An 18,865-nucleotide genomic window follows, 5' to 3' on the forward strand; every position below is an offset into this window, starting at 1 on the left:
AGGGTCTCGCTAATTCAGTAATTGGTGTATAGAAAACCTTAGCCGGGGTCGAATGTCAATTGAATATTTTTCATTTTCTGCGATTTATTCACTTTAATGACGCAGAAAATTTAAGTCACACAGCCACAAAATGCGAGATAGCAGCGCATTTATTAACAAATTCACGTACAATAGCCCCATGAATACTCAAAGCATATTGGCTGATCTGCACAGCCACACGACCGCATCCGACGGTCAGTTAACTCCGTCTGAATTGGTGGCTAGAGCCCTTGAAAAGGGCGTGCAGTTATTTGCGATTACTGACCACGACACGGTAGCAGGTTTACCCGAAGCCCGTGCCTTTAATCTATCGCAAGCAGAACCGTTGAAATTGATCTCTGGCGTAGAAATCTCTACTCGCTGGAACAGTTATGATATTCACATAGTTGCGCTTAACTTCGATGCGGATAATCCTGCCTTATTAGCATTTTTAGAAAACCAGCGTGAGTTACGTGAATTACGCGCTCAAGAAATTAGCCATAGATTAGCTAAGGCCGGTATTGAAGGTGCTTACGAAGGTGCCAAGGCGTTGGCGGGTGAAGCGGCATTGAGCCGTGGACATTACGCCCGTTGGATGGCTGAAAATGGTCATGCTGTGGATATGCCGAGCGTGTTTAAACGCTACCTTGCCCGCGGTAAAACCGGTTATGTCCCCAATAATTGGGGTGATATGGCCAGCGCCATCGATATCATTCATAACGCGGGTGGATTAGCTGTGTTGGCGCATCCCAGTGGTTATAAGTTATCGGCAAAGTGGCTTAAGCGCTTAGTGCGCGAATATAAAGAAGCGGGTGGAGATGCCATGGAAGTGGTACTTGGCCAGCAAACATTAGACGACAGGGCCAACCTTGTGGCCTTGAGCTTACAAAATCAATTGCTTGCATCGATAGGGAGTGATTTTCACTTTCCAAGTAATTGGATCGAATTAGGAAAAAATCTGTATCAGCCCCAAGGTATTGATTGGGTCTGGCAATCGGAATCTTGGGTGGAACGACCATGAGTCAGTTTTTTTATGTACATGAAGTAAATCCGCAAACACGCCTTATCAGTCAAGCTGTTGCCGCTTTAAAAGCGGGCGGTGTGATTGTTTATCCCACCGATTCGGGCTATGCCTTAGGCTGCTTGATTGGTGAGAAAGACGCGATGACGCGGATGGCGAGAATTCGTCAAATCGAGAACGATCATAACTTTTCATTGATGTGCCGCGATTTATCTGAGCTTGCGACCTACGCCAAAGTGGATAATCAGGCGTATCGCATTCTAAAAAGTTGCACGCCTGGGCCTTATACGTTCATTTTTAAAGCGACCAAAGAAGTGCCGCGTCGTCTGCAAAATGACAAGAAAAAGACCATAGGTATTCGCGTGCCCGACAATGTGATCGCACTGGCGTTGCTTGAAGCCTTAGATGCGCCGCTGATGTCGACCAGTTTAGTGATGCCGAATGCAGAATTTGCCGAGTCAGATCCTGAACAAATTCGCGATTTGCTCGAGCATCAAGTGGATGTGATTATCCATGGCGGTTATTTAGGCGAAAAGCCGACGACTGTGATTGATATGTCTGAAGATGGCGCCGAAATTTTGCGTGAAGGCGCGGGTGATATCACGCCTTTCCTCTAAATCTGCCGCATTAGATTTATCGCTAATGGATACGAGTGAGTGATGCGGCGAGTGGCTGTGAACATTTGGCAGTTTTATCGCCGCAGATTTACAGGTATAATCGCGCGTTTGGCGTTAGCCTAAGTTGGGTAGCGCAGCGTTAACGGAGCAAGATAGCGGATGCAGGGCACGCAACAGAGTTTACCCTTAGCCGTTATTCGTGGTCAGGCAATGACCGAAATGCCGCTGGATTTGTTTATTCCGCCGGAGGCATTGGAAGTGTTCCTTGAGTCCTTTGAAGGGCCATTGGATTTACTGTTATATTTGATCCGTAAGCAAAAATTAGACGTTGTCGATTTACCCATTCAGCAAATCACCGCGCAGTATTTAGAATATATTACGTTGCTGACTCAGGCTCGAATTGAACTTGCTGCCGATTACTTAGTGATGGCGGCAACGCTTGCCGAGATTAAATCCCGTTTGCTGCTGCCGCGTATGGTGGCTGAAGATGAGGTTGAGGAAGATCCTCGGGCGCAATTGATCCGTCAGTTGAAAGCCTATGAAGTGATTAAAGAAGCGTCGCAAAAACTCGACGATGTGCCGCGGCTCGAGCGGGATGTGTTTCAAGCCAAAGCAGTGGCAGCACCTGACATTAAGCCGTTAATGATCCCGCCAGAAGTCTCGTTGTTTGAAATTGCCCGCGCCTTTGGCGATGTGCTCAAACGTATCGATGCCAATGAAGATCATCACGTTAAGCGTGAACAGTTATCGACGCGTGAGCGCATGAGCCAGATTTTAGCCATGCTGAACTCGGAAGATTTTACGGCATTTGAACGTTTATTTACCGTAGCTGAAGGCCGTGCAGGCGTGGTCGTGACCTTCTTAGCACTGATGGAATTAGTCAAAGAATTATTGGTTGAATTGTACCAAACAGAACCGTTTTCAACTATTTACGTTAAGGCCTATTAATTGATGCAGATAAATCCGACTCAATTAAAACAGCTTATTGAAGCGAGTTTGTTTGTATTGGGGAAACCCTTGTCGGCGAAAATGCTGAAAGACACTGTATTGGTGGATTTCACGGTTTCCAGAGACAAAATAAAAGCTGCATTGGATGAGCTGCAGCAGGATTATCAAGACAGAGGTGTACAACTTGTGAAAGTCGCTGGAGGTTATCGCTTCCAGACCTTGGAAGTCTTGAGTCCTTTTTTGCAGTCCCTGTGGCAAGAAAAGGCGCCTAAATATTCGCGTGCGACATTAGAAACCTTGGCGGTGATTGCTTATCGTCAACCTGTGACTCGCGGCGATATTGAACAGGTGCGCGGTGTGGCCATTAGTAGTCACATCATAAAAAGTTTGTCAGATAGACATTGGATTAAAGTAGTTGGCCATAAAGAAGTACCGGGGCGACCCGCGTTGTATGCCACTACCTTAGAATTTTTAGCATATTTTGGCTTAGACACCTTAGCGGATTTACCGCCGCTGTCGGATACTGAGTCATTGCAGGCGGTTTTTTCAAGTGTGAAATTAACGCCGGAACAGTCAGAAGAGCAAAATACTAATGAGTGAAAAATTGCAGAAAGTCTTGGCCCGTGCAGGCCATGGCTCCCGTCGTGAGATGGAGGCATGGATTGCTGCAGGCCGAGTTAGTATTGATGGTGAAATTGCTAGCCTTGGGGATCGGATTGAAGCCGATGCCAAAGTGCGTATCGATGGGAGATCGATTTCGTTAAAGTCTGCCGAAGACGTGATCTGTCGAGTATTGGCATACCATAAACCCGAAGGCGAAATTTGTAGTCGTAAAGATCCTGAAGGCCGTCCAACGGTATTCGATCGCTTACCTAAAGTGCGTGATTCGCGCTGGGTTGCGGTAGGTCGTTTAGACATCAACACCTCAGGTTTATTGTTGTTTACCTCAGATGGTGAATTAGCGAACCGCTTAATGCATCCATCGAACGAAGTCGACCGCGAATACGCAGTGCGTACCTTCGGTGAAATCCCTGAAGCGACAGTGCAACGTTTGCGTACTGGCGTAATGTTAGAGGACGGCCCTGCGCAGTTTGATAGCATCAAGCCAGCGGGCGGCGAAGGCATGAACCAGTGGTGGCATGTGTGTTTACGCGAAGGTCGTAACCGCGAAGTGCGCCGTCTTTGGGAATCCCAAGAAGTGCAAGTGAGCCGTTTGATCCGTATTCGTTACGGTATGGTTGAATTGCCAAAATCACTGCCACGGGGTGGCTGGGTTGAATTGCCAATGGAGCAAGTTAACTACTTGCGTAAACTGGCAGGTTTAGAGCCTGAAACCCGCACTATGCTTGCTGCCGATAAACACAGCGTAGCCCGTGCACAGGTGAAGAGTGCCAAAATTCGCCGCGCTGTGCGTAAGCATAAAGTGACAGGTTCGGGAAAACCTAAGCCATCGCGTCAGCGCAGCTAAGTTGTTTTATCCCAATGAAAAAGGCCGCTAAGCGGCCTTTTTGCTTTTGTATAAAAAATGAATTTACTGAGCGTTGAACTGCTGACCGTTCACTGCACTAGCATCTTGACCCATCAGATATAAATAGGTCGGCATGATCTCTTCTGCGGTTTTGAGATCCAATGGATTCTCAGCAGGGTAGGCTTTAGCACGCATCTCAGTGCGGGTTGCACCTGGATTGATACTGTTGACGCGAACCGAGGTGCCATCGCACTCATGGGCGAGGACTTGCATCATGCCTTCGGTGGCAAACTTAGAGAAGGCATAAGGTCCCCAGTAGGCGCGGCCTTGACGACCCACACTGCTCGACGTAAAGATAATCGATGCACTGGGTGCTTGGCGCATCACAGGTAGTAATGCTTTAGTTAGCATTACTTGGGCCGTGACGTTCACTTTGAGTACGTCTTCGAGTGATGAAATATCTATGTGTTCAAACGGGCCTAGGGCACCGAGCAGGCTCGCGTTATGTAATAAGCCGTCTAAATGATCGAATTGCTCGGCTATGGTATCGGCCATATCGCGATAATTTTGCTCCGTCGCGCCCTTAAGATCTAATGGCACTATGGCAGGTTTTGGATAACCGGCTTGTTCGATGACATCGTAAACCGCTTCTAGTTTTTTCACTGTTTTACCGAGTAAAATCACAGTGGCGCCGTGCTTTGCAAACTCAATGGCAGCGGTGCGACCTATGCCTGCGCCAGCGCCTGTCACTAAAATTGTTTTGCCTTTGAGTAAATCTTTTGCTGCTTGATATTCCAACATGAGTCTCTTTTTCCTCTTGGCGAGAATGCCCGCCACTTCTAGAGTCGCCGAAGTGATAAACGCATGTTTCAAACAAATGAATGAAACTTTGTTATAAATAGCTAAAATGTTTGTGACAAACTTGTGGCTAACTCAATATTTTTACGTTAACTTGAAATGAGTTAGGGGCTAACATAAGCCCTATTGGTCACAGATTTAAAAGCTATTGTGACTAATTTCTTGGGGAAAACAAAACTATTACAACAAGATTTGGGGAAAAAAGATGAAAAGACTCATTTTGGGTGTTGCGATTGCATCTGCACTGGGCCTCACAGGATGTGGTGAGGACAGTTATAACGAACTCAAGGATAAGACAGAACCGCTCGTCCCTGAATCGCACATGGTGTTCGACCCTGCTAATTCAAAAGTACCATTACCGAATGATTTGCTATTCAGTGGTACCAAGGATGGTACATTATCGATTCCGGGTGAAAGCTCAGGCAATTATGTTGATCCACAAATAGCGCTTGGGGCGTTAGATGGTTGGTCGACAACATCACCGATTTCTATTGATATTGATTTAGCAAAAAAACACGACGGCACACCGCTGACCTTAATGGCGGCATCGGTTGCACAACCTGGCGCAGTCAGAATGTTTGAGGCCACTGTCGGTGGTCCATTGTCTTCTGATGCTGAATGTACTGCTAAACCGTCAGTTTCAGCGTGTAAAGTCGGAGCAGAACTTCAGTTTGGCGTTGACTTTGTATCCACCGCATCAGGCAATAAAGTGGTGATCGTGCCGCTTAAGCCACTCAAAGCTGGGCAGTCGTATATTTATGCGACAACCAATCTTATTCAAGATTCTGAAGGTCGTGGCATTGCGCCTTCAACTACTTATGGTTTGTTGAAGCTAGACATCACTACATTACCTTTAGAAACACCCGATCAATTGATGCTGCAAACCTTAGTGAACAGCTATGAAAAAGGCATTGCTGCGGCCCATAATGTCGATCCTTCGACCATAAGTTACTCTGGGCTGTTTACGACTCAGTCTGTCGCTAACGTCTATGAAACGACTAAGCTACTGATGGCAAAGGGCGCGCCTTATGCCCCCAGCTTTGCTCAGATGCCAACGCCTGCCGGTTATACCGTTGCACAAGCTGCGGGCTTAACACCGGCTGCTGGAGCTGCCTACGTGGTATCAAGTTTAGCCGATGTGTATACCGCCAAAATTAAACTGCCGATTTACGGTGACTGCTCTTCGGTCAGTTGTTTATCAGCAGAAGGAAAACCATTAATTAATGGTCATTGGAAAGCACAAGGCGATAGCCCAGTCTCGGTACTATTAGCTTTGCAAGCGGACACACTCAGCCAAAATAATTTTGGTATGCAAGCCGTGGCCAATGGTATTGCGAACCCTGCCGATGCGTTAGCCAATCCGTCTCTAATGGCGGGTAAAACTTGGTTGTTAGACGATGGTACAGCGGTAGATAAAACTAAGCATTTGACTAAGTTCAACCCAATTCCAGCGATTAAAGGATATGAAACCGTACCTGTACTGATTTCTATGCCTAATGCGGCAAGATTAGCGGACTTTTATCAGCAACAAGGTATTCCCTTTACTCCGCCGACAGCGGGTTGGCCAACCACAATCGCACTGCACGGTTTAGGTGGCGGCAAAGAAATGTCACTGGCCTATGCGGGCTCTTACGCAGCCATGGGCGTTGCAACTATTGCTATCGATATGCCACTGCATGGGGCGCGTTCATTCGATGCTAACGGCGATGGGGTTTATGAAGTCTCTGCGACCGATCCTTCTTTTGGGGCTGTAGTCGGTACACCAGACGCATTTAAAAATGGTAATCCGTTGGTATTCGTGAATATCTCTAGCACTCTGTCGGTGCGTGATAATTTCCGTCAAGCGACGATGGACCATTTAGGTGTTCGTCTTGCTCTAACAGGATTAGCACAGGGCTTAGCACAAGCAGGTCAGCCACAAGTATTTGATGTATCTAAAATCAGTGCTCAAGGTCTGAGTTTAGGCGCCATTGTCGGCACCGATTTTGCTACCTATGCCAGCACTGGCATGAAGAACCCAGCAACGGGTGATGCCTTGCCAAATGCATATGGCATCAAGGCTGTATCCTTAGCTGCACCAGCGGGGGGTTAGCGGGAACATTTGCGGGTTCAGCAACCTTTGGTCCAGTGCTGTTTAGCAATATCAAGGCATCTGCGACTTTCCAAGCGCTGGTCGATAAGGCTAATACTGCAGGGTATGAGGTGGGGAGTCCTGAATATGCGGCACTGGTGCAGGCGGTATATGCCCAGTTTATTCCAACGTTTGCCTTTGCGGTTCAAACGGCTGTGGATTCTGCGGATCCAATTAACCATGCCGCTACGTTAAAAGCGACGGGTCTACCTGTTCATTTAATTGAAATAGCCGGTGATGGCAACGGTAACTTACCTGATCAAGTGTTACCGAACCGTGTAGATAACTTCCCGTTATCGGGCACTGAGCCGCTGATCTCTGCTATTGGCCTACCTTGTGTCGATAGTACGAGTAAAGGTCATGGCGTTGTGCGTTTCTCTAAAGGTCACCATAGTTCGATTGTGAGCCCAAGTGAAACGGACGCTACAGATGGTATGGCTGCCGCTGCTACCGTTGAAATGCAGACTCAAGTAGCAACCTATGCTGCGACTGCAGGTAAAGGTGATGCGACGATTTTAGTGACAAACAGCGATGTCATTGCGACTTGTCCTAACTAATCTGCGCTTAATCGGAAAAACCCAGCGAATGCTGGGTTTTTTTATGGGCCTTTAGGCTGTTAGAATAGCGCGCAATTGACTGATTAATGTAATGCCCTAACGGAGAGCACTTTGGAATTTTTATACGAGTATGGAATGTTTTTGGCGAAAGCCGTCACGATAGTGGTCGCAATCGTTGCGGTTATTATTGTGGTGTTGGCTTCCACTGTTAAACATAAGTCAGATAAGGGCGAGCTGAGGATCACTAACCTGTCTGAAGAGTTAGAAGAACTGAAGCATGGCTTAAAAGAAGAACTCCTTTCAAAGAAGCAATTCAAAGCCTATGAGAAGCAATTAAAGGCCGAAGAAAAGGCGAAAGACAAAGCTGCTGATGATGCCAGCACGGGCAAAGTGTTCGTGATCGATTTCAAGGGCAGTATCGATGCCGCTGAGGTTGCGTCACTGCGCGAAGAAATCAGTGCCATTTTAGCTATCGCGGAAAAAGGCGATGAAGTGGTTGTTAATGTCGAGAGTGGTGGCGGTATGGTGCATGGCTATGGTTTAGCCTCCAGCCAGCTTGACCGTTTACGCCAAGCCAATATTCCGCTAACAGTCTGCGTTGATAAAGTGGCTGCCAGTGGCGGTTATATGATGGCCTGTGTTGCGAATAAAATTTATGCGGCGCCTTTTGCAATTGTTGGTTCAATTGGTGTTGTTGCTCAACTGCCGAACTTCAATCGTTTGCTGAAAAAGCATGAAATCGATTATGAGCAACATACGGCCGGTAATTTTAAACGTACCTTGACAGTGTTTGGTGAAAACTCCGATGAGGGAAGACAGAAGTTTCAAGAAGAACTCGAAGAAACCCACGTCTTATTCAAAGCGTTTGTCGGTAAATATCGCCCTGAGTTGGATTTAGTGAAAGTGGCTACTGGCGAGCATTGGTACGGCCAGCAAGCCATTGAATTAGGGTTAGTTGATGCGATTTCGACCAGTGATGATGTGATTATGTCACTTGCCGCAGAGCGCACTGTGTATAAGATGCGTTATCAGGTGAGAAAGAAACTTGCCGATAAAATTGCCCATGGCGCCTCTTTATCTGTGAATGCCATTTTTAATCGTCTTATCGAGAAAAACCGTCCAATGTAACGGAATCTAGTGTGGATACTTTTTGAGTATTCACACTTTTTTGTTTCGCTTAACGCCCAAAGCTGCGTATCTATTGCAAATTTTTTTAGCTTTTATATTATTTCCCCCTCAATTTAAAATCATTAACTCCCTATTGCTATCAGCTTGTTAAGCACATTAATAAAACGTCATGCAGTAAATGCGTAAATCCATTGCGAATGAAAAATCCCTATGTTAAAAATCCCGTCGATAAAGTGGTGTTAAAAATAATACCAATCGTATTAAATATCTGTTCATTCAGCGGGAGTTCAACGCGCTTTAGACAAGGCGAAGGCTTGAAGGCATAGTGGTGCTCTGTCGAAAGCCTTGAACGCAGTATAAAGCGCGTTGCCATGACGTTAACATCAGCCGCCCTTCGGGAGCCTCACAGGCATCCCACTCCCGTGTTGCATTGACTTAAAAGGGAATAACCATTTCTGCGTCAATGCGCCTTGGATTGAGATGCCTGTGAGGTTCTGAACTGATTAGATATTTAATGTGACTGGTATTAAACTAAGTTAATTAATTTTTAATGCTGTTTCAATGTTGACGTTAAATAACCTTAGCTGAATCAGTCTTAGGTGCTGGAGATTAACATGGGGAGACGAGTGCGGGTGTTTATTAGCCTTATAATATTCACTGTCTCATTACTCTTGCTTTATAATTTAGAGCAAGAATATCAATTAAGTGACATTATTAAAGAGGTTAAAGGATTTTCATTTGTTGAGTTGTTATGTGCAGTACTACTCACAGTGGGCAGTTACTCTTTATTAACCTTGTACGATTTTATTGCCGTTCGAAATGTCGACAAGGAGATACCTTATCGTAAAATAGTGCCTATTTCCTTTCTGGGTTTTACCTTCTCGAATACCATTGGGTTCTCTCTGTTAACGGGGACGTCGATAAGGTATAAGTTTTATTCCGAACTCGGCTTAAGTGGTAATAAAATCACTCAAATAGTCATTTCATGTTCAGTGACATTCTTCCTCGGACTCTTTTTTATTTGTGGTATTGCACTGGTATGCTTTCCCTCTGAACAATTATCAGCCTTACCTTTGCCAACATGGTTATTTTCATTAACGACAGTAATCGGTATTGGCATGCTGCTCAGTGTATTGGGCTATTTACTGATGAGTGTGCTGCGGAAAAAGCCATTTAATTTTCGAGGCTTTGAAATTACGCTACCTCTGTTATCTGTATCTTTAAGACAGTTGTTGGTGTCTTCACTTGATTGGATTGTCGTAGGAACCTTGTTTTATAGCTTACTGCCCGCGGTAGAAAATTTGGGCTATATACAGGTCTTAAGTATTTTCTTTGTTGCGAATGCGCTTGGGGTGCTTGCCCATGTGCCGGGTGGTATTGGGGTGTTCGAGTCCGTCGTGACTGTGGCCTTATCGCAATATTTACCGGTTGAGCAAATCCTCGGCGCCATTATTGTCTATCGGATCATTTATTACATTATTCCATTTTTAATTTCTTTGGCATACTTTGTTATTACGATCGCACTGTCAAATAAAGATAAAATTGTAAAATTAAATACTCGAATTGCATTTATCCGCCAACTGTTACCACCGCTACTGAGTATCAGTGTATTTAGCTCAGGTTTATTATTACTCTTGTCAGTGGTTAACCCTTCAATTATTCATAAGTATCACTGGTTAGGTGAGTTAGTACCGCTGCCTATCATCGAAATATCGAGCATCATTTTGAGTGTGAGTGGTGTCTTGCTATTGTTGTTATCCCATGGATTATTTAAACGCTACCATAATGCCTTTGAATTAACGAAAAAACTGCTGTTGGTGGGCATGTTATTTATTATGCTTAAGGGCGCGGAATGGGAAATATCACTCGCGATAGGATTAATGTACGCATTGATGTTGCCATGTGAGAATTTGTTTTATCGAAAGGGTTCAGTCGTCGGGATTAAATACTCTTTGGGTTGGCTGTTATCACTTTCTGCCGCCTTATTCTTGATGATTTGGGTATTATTTTTCTCCTATCAAGATGTTGATTATGATCATTCACTCTGGTTTACCTTCTCCCCCGATAGCCATGTATCGCGAGCATTGCGAGGAGGAGCGATTGCTATCTTTATCGTGCTTGCCTTTGCCGTGCGCTATTTCTCGTCTCGTACTCAGCTTAAATCACCACAACTGGACACGCCTTCATTAAAGCAGGCGATGGAGATTGTCGCGCAGTCGCCGAGCAGTCATGGCTATTTAGCCTTAGTGCAAGATAAATCAATCCTATTTAACGAGGATAAAGACGCCTTTCTTATGTATGCAAGGGCTGGACATTGCTGGGTGGTAATGGGTGATCCAATTGGTAATCAACATAAATTTGATGATTTATTGTGGCAGTTTAGGGAGTTATGCGATGCCTACGATGGTTGGCCGGTGTTTTATCAAGTGACGCAAAAATACCTGCCGAGCTTTTTAGAGCAAGGATTAGGTTTATATAAATTAGGCGAGGAGGCGATTGTTCAGCTCGACCAATTTGACTTACCGTCGAGTCGCTATCGGAGTTTGCGCCAGAGTCATGCCAAGGCGCAGCGTGAAGGCTTGAGTTTTGCTGTGATTGAGGCGAGTCAAGTGAGGGCCATACTGCCGCAATTAGAAGCCATATCATCGACTTGGTTAAAGGCGAAGCAAGGGCGCGAAAAGGGGTTTTCGGTCGGCTATTTCTCTGCCGCTTATCTGTGCTCGACACCTATGGCATTAGTGTATGCAAACGGTGAGCTCGTGGCGTTTTCAAATATTTGGGCTAGTGCTGCTCAGGTTGAATTTTCTGTCGATCTAATGCGTTACGAGCCTAAATTATCGAGCAGTAACATCATGGATTTTCTGTTTACTGAACTATTGCTATGGGGAAAACAGCAAGGCTATCAGAGGTTTAATCTCGGGATGGCGCCGATGTCAGGCTTGACCGACAGAGCGTTAGTGCCATTTTGGACTAAGCTAGCGAAGGTTGTGTATAAGAAGGGTAATAAGTTTTATAACTTTCAGGGGCTTAGAAGATACAAGGATAAGTTTAATCCAACGTGGGAGGCCAAGTATTTGATTTGTTATGGCGGATTATCTCTGCCAATTGTGGTGGGCAGTTTAGTGACATTAACGAGTCGTGGTGCAACTGGTGTATTTAAAAAGTAGGTGAACGATGAATAAATCCTTTGTGAAAATACTAAGCCTTATGATGATGTTTTGCTGTAGCTTTAGTGTCTTAGCCGATGACTTTGCTGACTCACTCGGCCTGACACTTCTGCCGGTCGCTAATAGCGCAAATGACAAAGCGAGTGCGAAAAAGCCGCCCTTAGTCATCTTTATGAGTGGCGATGGTGGCTGGGCTAATTTAGATCAAGGTGTGAGCCAGTTATTGCAACAGCAGGGCTGGCCAGTGGTGGGGTGGAGTTCGCTAAAATACTACTGGAAACAAAAAGATCCCAAGGATGTGACTCAAGATACTATGGCCATTATCGATAAGTACGAGGCCGAATTTGGCACACAAAAGGTGGTATTGGTTGGCTATTCTTTTGGCGCTGAAATCATTCCTTTTGTACTTAATGATCTGCCACTTAAGTATCGACTTAAGATCCTCGGCGGGGTGTTATTGTCACCGTCGCAGACGTCGGATTTTGAAGTGCATATGAGTGAAATCGTTACTTCTAGCAATGAGTCCGCGAGCTATCTGACGTTGCCCGAGGTGAATAAGCAGACGACAGTGCCTATGCTGTGCTTATACGGCAAAGACGATGATGCCCCTAAGCATTTGTGCCCAGTAGTAAAACAGCCGAATGTGACTGTGATGGAGTTAGACGGTGGCCATAGCTTTGATGATGATTACGATAAAGTGGTGACTATCATAAAGCATTGGTTGAAAAGCTAGGTTATCACCCGATATCAGCTTGAATACATTCAGAAAGAAAAGGGCGCTTAATGCGCCCTTTGGGTTTTAGCGAATCGAATGTCGCGTTAATCAGATTTGATAGCTGATATGTTGATGGAAGCGTACGACGAGATCTTCACGCTCTGGGTCTACACCGATATCTGCGGCGAAGGCCTTCAGGGCTGTTTCGACATTGTTCATAAAGCGTCCGAAGCCTGAATCATCACAGTCTTTGGTGCCCGCGACTATGGTGAAGTGCGCGGCTTCGACTAAGTTATCGGCATTCCAGCGACGGATCACTTGCTGCTCAGTCGCATTAGGATCGAACCCTATCATTTGTACTTCGGCTTTGCTGTCGAGTTTTTCAAACTTACTGTTACGCACCAGCGGGGTTAAGCCATTTGCTATCATGGCAAGACGCGTCAGTTGTCTGTTGGCTGCCGCTTTGAGGAAGCAATCTTCAAGATGTTGATATAACGGCGTAAAGTCGGTTGCCGAGTCAGGTAATAAAACCTGCTTAAGTTTGCGGCTCAGTGGCAAGCTTACTGTCACATAAGTGAGAGAGCTGACGTTCTCTGGTAACTCGCACTTTCTGGCTTTATATCTTGGGCCGATGGCACGCAGTTTATAGCCATAGGTTTCTTTATAGCCCTTGGCTTTTGCGAACAGATCATAGGATAAATGCTGATGGTCGCGGACCTTAACTTTAAGATCGCTTATCGGCATTAAAGGCATCAATTCTGTCAGTAATTCACGCACTCTGATGTGGAAACTGGCGGAATTACTGCGGATATCTTCACCCGTGGCAAGGAAGACAATGCGCAGTTTACGGGCGCGATAGTTTTCTTGCGAGAATAAATTTTGGGCTTCGTGATAGGCTGGATTATAAAAAAATAGAATTTGTTCAGTGGTTTGGAAGCAATAGGCTTCGGTATGGTAACGGACAACAGGCAGTTTATCGTTAGTGATCACGTGGACATTACGCAGATCGTGTTGTTCTGCCAAATTAAATATCAAACGGCTTAAGGTTTGATAACAGCTTTGATAATCAGGATATTGACTCAGTAGTTCATCCGTCACCTTGATTTCGGCTGTGATGTATTGATTGGTACGGGCTTCCTTGGGTATGTACACTTTTTGCTGATGGCTAAGGGACATATTGACTCCTTGTTTGAGTTAACCATTTGCTAACACGAATTTTACTGTTTATCTATAGGGTTAATCTTGCGTTAGAACACGTTTTTATCCGTTGAGCATGAGTTTAGCTAAGTAAGCGGTTCGACAGCTTAAAATAGCAGCTATTTTATTGGGTTAACGCATCTTCTATCCATGGTTGCATCCAAGTTGCTATCTGCGTCTGCGCCTTTTCGTTGGGGTGAATGCCATCCCGTTGCATTAATTCTGGATGGGGCGCGATATCCTGCATAAAGAAGGGGATCAACACGATATCCTGTGCTTTGGATATGTCTTGATACACTTGGGTGAACTTTTGGGTGTAGCGAGGGCCATAGTTAGGCGGTACCATGATCTCGGTTAGCAGCACTTTTGCGCCGCTATCTTTGGCTAGGGTAATGATTTGGATTAGATTATTTTCAAGTTGCGTTGGGGGGAATCCACGTAAACCATCATTACCACCCAGTTCAACGACCACAAGGTCGGGGGCGACGGAATTGAGTAAGGCGGGTAATCGGCGTAAGCCGCCCGCTGTGGTTTCGCCACTCACCGAGCCATTAGTAAATTGATGTTCGGGCAGATTTTTTTGCAGCAGCGCCACCCAGCCTGACTGCTCTGCCATGCCATAGCTAGCGCCTAAGCTGTCGCCGAGGATCAACACCTTTGCCGCGTGCGCTGGCGTGGCCATGAATACACTCAATAGGATGAATGCCCCCAGGGTCTTCGCTCTCGATTGATACCAGAACGATTTATATAAGAAGGATCCTATGTCTAACGTCATCTTAAAAAACAGTGCCATCAATGTTGTTAACCTCGAAAAATCAGTGACTACTCAGGAAGGAACGCTCACTATCCTCAAGGGCATTAACTTAGATGTCAAGCAAGGTGAGAGTGTGGCTATTCTTGGCCCGTCGGGTTCGGGCAAGTCTACCCTGCTCGGGCTGCTTGCGGCGCTTGATACGCCTACCTCTGGCGAAATTTGGCTCGATGGCGTGGCGTTATCCCCACTGAATGAAGAGCAAAAAGCCGCGCTGCGTAAACAGAAGGTCAGCTTTATTTTTCAATCCTTTATGTTAGTGGATACCTTAACTGCGCTGGAGAACGTCATGTTACCCGCCGAGCTTGCGGGCGTGAGCAATGCTAAGGAAAAAGCCCAAGCCATGCTGGTGCGGGTCGGTTTATCCCATCGTTTGACCCATTTACCCAAACAATTATCGGGCGGAGAACAGCAAAGGGTGGCGATTGCCCGTGCCTTTATTTGTGAGCCCACAGTGCTGTTTGCCGATGAGCCCACGGGTAACTTGGACAGCGTCAACGGCCATAAAATTGCCGATATGTTGTTTGAGCTGAATCAAGAAAGCCACACCACTCTTATCCTCGTCACCCACGATTTACTATTGGCCAAGCGTTGTGAGCGGCAGCTAGTGATGGATAACGGCCATTTACAGGAAGATACGGCGCATACAGCACCGCTCGCCGATGCTAAGGAGGCTTAACAATGGAGTTAAGTCTGGCATGGCGCCTGTTTAAGCGCGAGTTACAGCAAGGGCAATTGTTATTGATTATCCTCGCTATTACGCTCGCGGTACTGTCTGTGAGTGGGTTGGCGCGGGTGAGTGAACGGCTGCAAGTGGCGATCACTGGCCAAGCTTCGCAGTTTATTGCCGCCGATCGGATTATCGATTCGCCGGTTAAAATTGATGCGGCGATTTTAACCAAAGCCGAAGATCTTGGGCTTAAGCATGTGACGAACATGCAATTTAATTCCATGGTCTATTCGGGTGATAAGTTTCAGTTAGTCACAGTTCGCGCCGTTGAAACGGGTTATCCACTCAAGGGCGACATTGAACTCACCAGCGGTAAAACCAAGGCTTTACCCCAAGCGGGCGAAATCTGGTTTGAAACTCGCTTAGGTGGACTCCTCGGTTATCCCAAATCCATCGAACTAGGTAATAGCGAATTTGTGCTCAGCAATGAGATCAGCCGCTTACCCGACGCGGGCTTTAATCTTTTTGCTTCCTCGCCCGTGGTATTGATGCGCATGGAAGATGTCGCCAAAACGGGAGTGATTCAACCGGGCAGCCGCGTGACCTATCTGTATCAATTTGCTGGCGATGAAGCCTCGCTTACGGCCTTTGAGCAAAGTGTTAAACCGCTTCTCAATAGCACCCAGCGCTGGGTCGATGTGCAATCCGGTGATTCGCCGATAGCGGGAGCCGTTAAGCGAGCTGAGCGCTTCCTACTGCTAGCAAGTTTGATGGGCATTGCACTGGCCTGCGCCGCGATAGGCATTGCCGCCCAGCGTTATTGTCAGCGCCATTACGATGTGGTGGCCATGCTGAAAACCTTTGGCGCCTCAGCAAAGCAAATTCGGTTGTTGTTCGGCACTCACTTATTGTTAGTGACGTTAATGGGGATTGTGCTTGGCATTATCGGTGGTGTGTTACTCGATTTTGGGATCAGTTATTTATTGCCGCCCGAAATTGCCGCCTATTCGCCGCCACTCACTCGGCCATTACTGCTTGGTGTAAGCACAGGACTTATCAGCGCCTTTATGTTTTCGGCTTATCCACTGATGCGCTTACTGGCTATTCCGCCACTACGAGTGCTACAGCGTCAGTTAGAAGGCTTACAGCTAGGGATGTGGCTGCATCTACTTTTGAGCTTAGGGGCGATGGCGTTACTGGGCTATTTGTATTCCCAAAGTTGGGCTTTGACCCTGACTGTGGTCGCGGCCGTGTTGCTGCTCGGTGTGCTGTTAAGTGTGCTTGGCTTTGTGATGATACGTTTAGGCCACAGTGTCGGTATGAAGACCACCAATCCCTTACAGTTGGCACTGGCAGGGCTCAGACGTCGTGCGCGGCAAAATGCGGTGCAATTGGTGGGATTTAGCGCCGCACTGGTATTGTTATTGACGATTCTGGCATTAAGACAAGATTTGCTCAACGAGTGGCAAAAACAGTTGCCCGAAAATGCACCTAACTACTTCCTCGTTAATATCGCCCCCGACGATGCTAAGCCCTTAAATGATTTTATGACGGCTAAGGGCATTGTTGCGACGGACATTTATCCTGTGATCCGTGGCCGTTTAACTCAAATTAACGGTGAAGCGCTGATTTCGAATGAACAGTCTGAAGCGGGTGAAAAGGGCCGAGTGGGTATTTCCCGCGAGTTAAACCTAACGTGGCGCAATACGCTACCAGCCAATAACGAACTGTTAGAGGGGCATTTTAATCAAGCGGCCGATGAAGTGTCGGTGGAATCTGGCGTGGCGGACCGTTTAGGTATTGGCATTGGCGATAAGTTGACTTATGTGATTGATAATCAAGAGCTCACAGTTAAGGTTGCCAGTATTCGTGCCGTGCACTGGGAAACGCTACAGCCGAACTTCTTTATGATTTTCACCCAAGAAGCTCTCGCGCCCTTTGCTTATACCTCGATGGCGAGTTTCTATCTGAATGATCAGCAAGCTACGAATGACCAGTCAACAAACGGCCAAGCGCTGAGTGCCGATGGTACGCCTAAGGATGCTGTGATCCTTGCGCTTATTCAGCAATTCCCGACCATATCGATCATCGATGTGGGCGCTATGGTGGGGCAGTTACGGCAGATCATAGAGCAAGTGTCGCTGTCGCTCACCTTAGTGCTGGCCTTAGTTTTACTGGCCAGTGCGTTAGTCTTGATTGCACAGACTGAAGCCGGCATGGCAACTCGGCAGCGGGAACTGGCGGTGCTGCGTACCTTTGGCGCTTCGGGATGGCTATTGCGCAGTGCAACGGGTTTAGAGTTTGCCTTGCTTGGCGGTATTGCAGGCGTGTTAGCCGTCATAGTGGCCGAATTTGCGTTATATCTACTTAAGACGCAAGTGTTTGAGCTTAATGTGTATATGCACTGGCCTTGGTGGGGAATCGCCCCTGTTTCTGGCGCCTTAATCGTGGCCTTACTTGGGGTGTGGCGTTGCCGACAATTGCTTAGCCAATCTTGCTCTGAGCTATTAAAGGCGGGCAGCTAGTGGTTGCTTGCATGGGCTAACACTATAAGTTTATGACTTAAGTAGACAGCGTTAACAATAAAAAGCACTGATGCAGCATAAGCTCAGTGCTTTTTTATTGTCTTGCTGATTCTGCTGAGTTTGAGCATGACTCGAATATGAATATGAATATGAGCATGAACATGCGTCTTTACATCGGCTTACAAATTGATCTGTGCCTAAGCTGGTAGCAACAGAACTTAGTGCAACGCAATGGGTCTATCTAACTGAGAACAGCGACTAGCTTATACATGCCATAGAGAGGGAATATATGTTCAAAGGAATAACAAAACTGCTTAAGGATAACCGCTCCTTTTTTCTGTTTATCAGTTTAATGTTAGTGTTCAGGAGCGCTGTGGCTGATTGGAATACAGTGCCATCGGGTTCTATGCTGCCGACTATCGTCGAGGGCGATCGCATTCTGGTGAACAAGATGGCCTACGATCTTAGGGTGCCATTTACCCATATCGCCATAGTCAAACTGGCGGATCCTGCCCGCGGTGATATCGTGGTGTTCGATTCGAAAAAGGCCGATAAAAAACTCATTAAGCGGGTGATTGCTGTGCCTGGCGATACTGTGATGATGCGGGATAATCGTTTGTATTTGAATGGCGAACCCCTTAGTTACACATACCAAGCATTGAGTCCTTATGCTCCCGCTGATGTCACCGAAATGCAGGAGAACTTACTCGGTATGGCCCACAGTATTCGCCTTAATCCTGTCCCCTCAAGGCTTGCCAATTTTGGACCTGTCACTGTGCCAGACGCGCATTATCTAGCGCTGGGTGATAATCGAGATAATAGCGCAGACTCTCGGGTCATTGGTTTTGTGCCACGGAATGAGATTGTTGGCCGTTCAAGCTCAGTGGTTTTCTCCCTCGATTATGCTGATCATTACTTGCCTCGACCTGAGCGTCTCATGCGCGAGTTTTAGCATGCGTGGATTCTAGTATTCGTGATGTTGTACCATAAAGAAGGGCGCCGAATGAGGCGCCCTTTTGTTAGCTGGTTGATTC

General features: G+C 46.5%; 14 protein-coding genes and 1 pseudogene. 12 read left to right on the top strand and 3 right to left on the bottom strand.

What is annotated here, in order from left to right:
- Nucleotides 1–178: 178 nt before the first annotated feature.
- The 5 genes from rnm to rluB all read left to right on the top strand — a co-directional run bounded on the left by rnm (nucleotide 179) and on the right by rluB (nucleotide 4,072).
- Nucleotides 179–1,039: an RNase RNM gene (gene rnm / locus OX890_RS09890; protein WP_268650545.1), complete on the top strand. Its 861-nt coding sequence runs from the start codon at nucleotides 179–181 to the stop codon at nucleotides 1,037–1,039.
- Complete coding sequence (locus OX890_RS09895) at nucleotides 1,036–1,656, top strand: L-threonylcarbamoyladenylate synthase (RefSeq protein ID WP_006082184.1); 621 nt, start codon at nucleotides 1,036–1,038, stop codon at nucleotides 1,654–1,656. The genes rnm and OX890_RS09895 overlap by 4 nt, the downstream gene beginning before the upstream one ends.
- A 159-nt stretch (nucleotides 1,657–1,815) precedes the next feature.
- On the top strand, nucleotides 1,816–2,604 hold the full coding sequence (locus tag OX890_RS09900; protein WP_268650546.1) for a segregation and condensation protein A: 789 nt from the start codon (nucleotides 1,816–1,818) through the stop codon (nucleotides 2,602–2,604).
- A gap of 3 nt (nucleotides 2,605–2,607) precedes the next feature.
- Nucleotides 2,608–3,204: an SMC-Scp complex subunit ScpB gene (gene scpB / locus OX890_RS09905; protein ID WP_268650547.1), complete on the top strand. Its 597-nt coding sequence runs from the start codon at nucleotides 2,608–2,610 to the stop codon at nucleotides 3,202–3,204.
- On the top strand, nucleotides 3,197–4,072 hold the full coding sequence (gene rluB / locus OX890_RS09910; RefSeq protein ID WP_006082181.1) for a 23S rRNA pseudouridine(2605) synthase RluB: 876 nt from the start codon (nucleotides 3,197–3,199) through the stop codon (nucleotides 4,070–4,072). Before scpB ends, rluB begins: the two co-directional genes overlap by 8 nt.
- Before the next feature lie 63 nt (nucleotides 4,073–4,135).
- Here rluB and OX890_RS09915 read toward each other — a convergent pair whose 3' ends face one another.
- Nucleotides 4,136–4,873: a YciK family oxidoreductase gene (locus tag OX890_RS09915; protein WP_006085424.1), complete on the bottom strand. Its 738-nt coding sequence runs from the start codon at nucleotides 4,871–4,873 to the stop codon at nucleotides 4,136–4,138.
- Nucleotides 4,874–5,135: 262 nt separating this feature from the next.
- Between OX890_RS09915 and OX890_RS09920 the strand changes: the two are divergent.
- The 4 genes and pseudogenes from OX890_RS09920 to OX890_RS09935 all read left to right on the top strand — a co-directional run bounded on the left by OX890_RS09920 (nucleotide 5,136) and on the right by OX890_RS09935 (nucleotide 12,646).
- Nucleotides 5,136–7,618, top strand: a pseudogene (locus OX890_RS09920) (VolA/Pla-1 family phospholipase).
- Between the two features lie 111 nt (nucleotides 7,619–7,729).
- Complete coding sequence (gene sohB, locus OX890_RS09925; RefSeq protein ID WP_259505287.1) at nucleotides 7,730–8,746, top strand: protease SohB; 1,017 nt, start codon at nucleotides 7,730–7,732, stop codon at nucleotides 8,744–8,746.
- A 614-nt stretch (nucleotides 8,747–9,360) separates the two neighbouring features.
- Nucleotides 9,361–11,913, top strand: a complete 2,553-nt coding sequence (gene mprF / locus OX890_RS09930) for a bifunctional lysylphosphatidylglycerol flippase/synthetase MprF (protein ID WP_268650548.1) — start codon at nucleotides 9,361–9,363, stop codon at nucleotides 11,911–11,913.
- Between the two features lie 7 nt (nucleotides 11,914–11,920).
- Nucleotides 11,921–12,646, top strand: a complete 726-nt coding sequence (locus tag OX890_RS09935) for an AcvB/VirJ family lysyl-phosphatidylglycerol hydrolase (RefSeq protein WP_268650549.1) — start codon at nucleotides 11,921–11,923, stop codon at nucleotides 12,644–12,646.
- A 90-nt stretch (nucleotides 12,647–12,736) separates the two neighbouring features.
- Here the strand turns inward: OX890_RS09935 and OX890_RS09940 are convergent, their stop codons facing one another.
- Nucleotides 12,737–13,804: a DUF3083 family protein gene (locus tag OX890_RS09940; protein WP_268650550.1), complete on the bottom strand. Its 1,068-nt coding sequence runs from the start codon at nucleotides 13,802–13,804 to the stop codon at nucleotides 12,737–12,739.
- 145 nt (nucleotides 13,805–13,949) lie between these two features.
- Nucleotides 13,950–14,507, bottom strand: coding sequence for an arylesterase (locus OX890_RS09945; protein WP_259579279.1), 558 nt, complete (start codon nucleotides 14,505–14,507; stop codon nucleotides 13,950–13,952).
- Nucleotides 14,508–14,586: 79 nt separating this feature from the next.
- On the opposite strand from OX890_RS09945, the gene OX890_RS09950 reads away from it, so the two are divergent.
- The 3 genes from OX890_RS09950 to lepB all read left to right on the top strand — a co-directional run bounded on the left by OX890_RS09950 (nucleotide 14,587) and on the right by lepB (nucleotide 18,783).
- A complete protein-coding gene (locus tag OX890_RS09950) occupies nucleotides 14,587–15,315 on the top strand; it encodes an ABC transporter ATP-binding protein (protein WP_006082172.1) in 729 nt (242 codons plus the stop codon).
- A gap of 2 nt (nucleotides 15,316–15,317) precedes the next feature.
- Complete coding sequence (locus OX890_RS09955; RefSeq protein WP_268650552.1) at nucleotides 15,318–17,831, top strand: ABC transporter permease; 2,514 nt, start codon at nucleotides 15,318–15,320, stop codon at nucleotides 17,829–17,831.
- A 289-nt stretch (nucleotides 17,832–18,120) separates the two neighbouring features.
- On the top strand, nucleotides 18,121–18,783 hold the full coding sequence (lepB, locus tag OX890_RS09960) for a signal peptidase I (protein ID WP_268650553.1): 663 nt from the start codon (nucleotides 18,121–18,123) through the stop codon (nucleotides 18,781–18,783).
- The last annotated feature ends 82 nt before the right edge of the window (nucleotides 18,784–18,865 follow it).

The organism is Shewanella sp. DAU305 (genome assembly GCF_026802235.1).
GTDB lineage: Bacteria > Pseudomonadota > Gammaproteobacteria > Enterobacterales > Shewanellaceae > Shewanella > Shewanella baltica.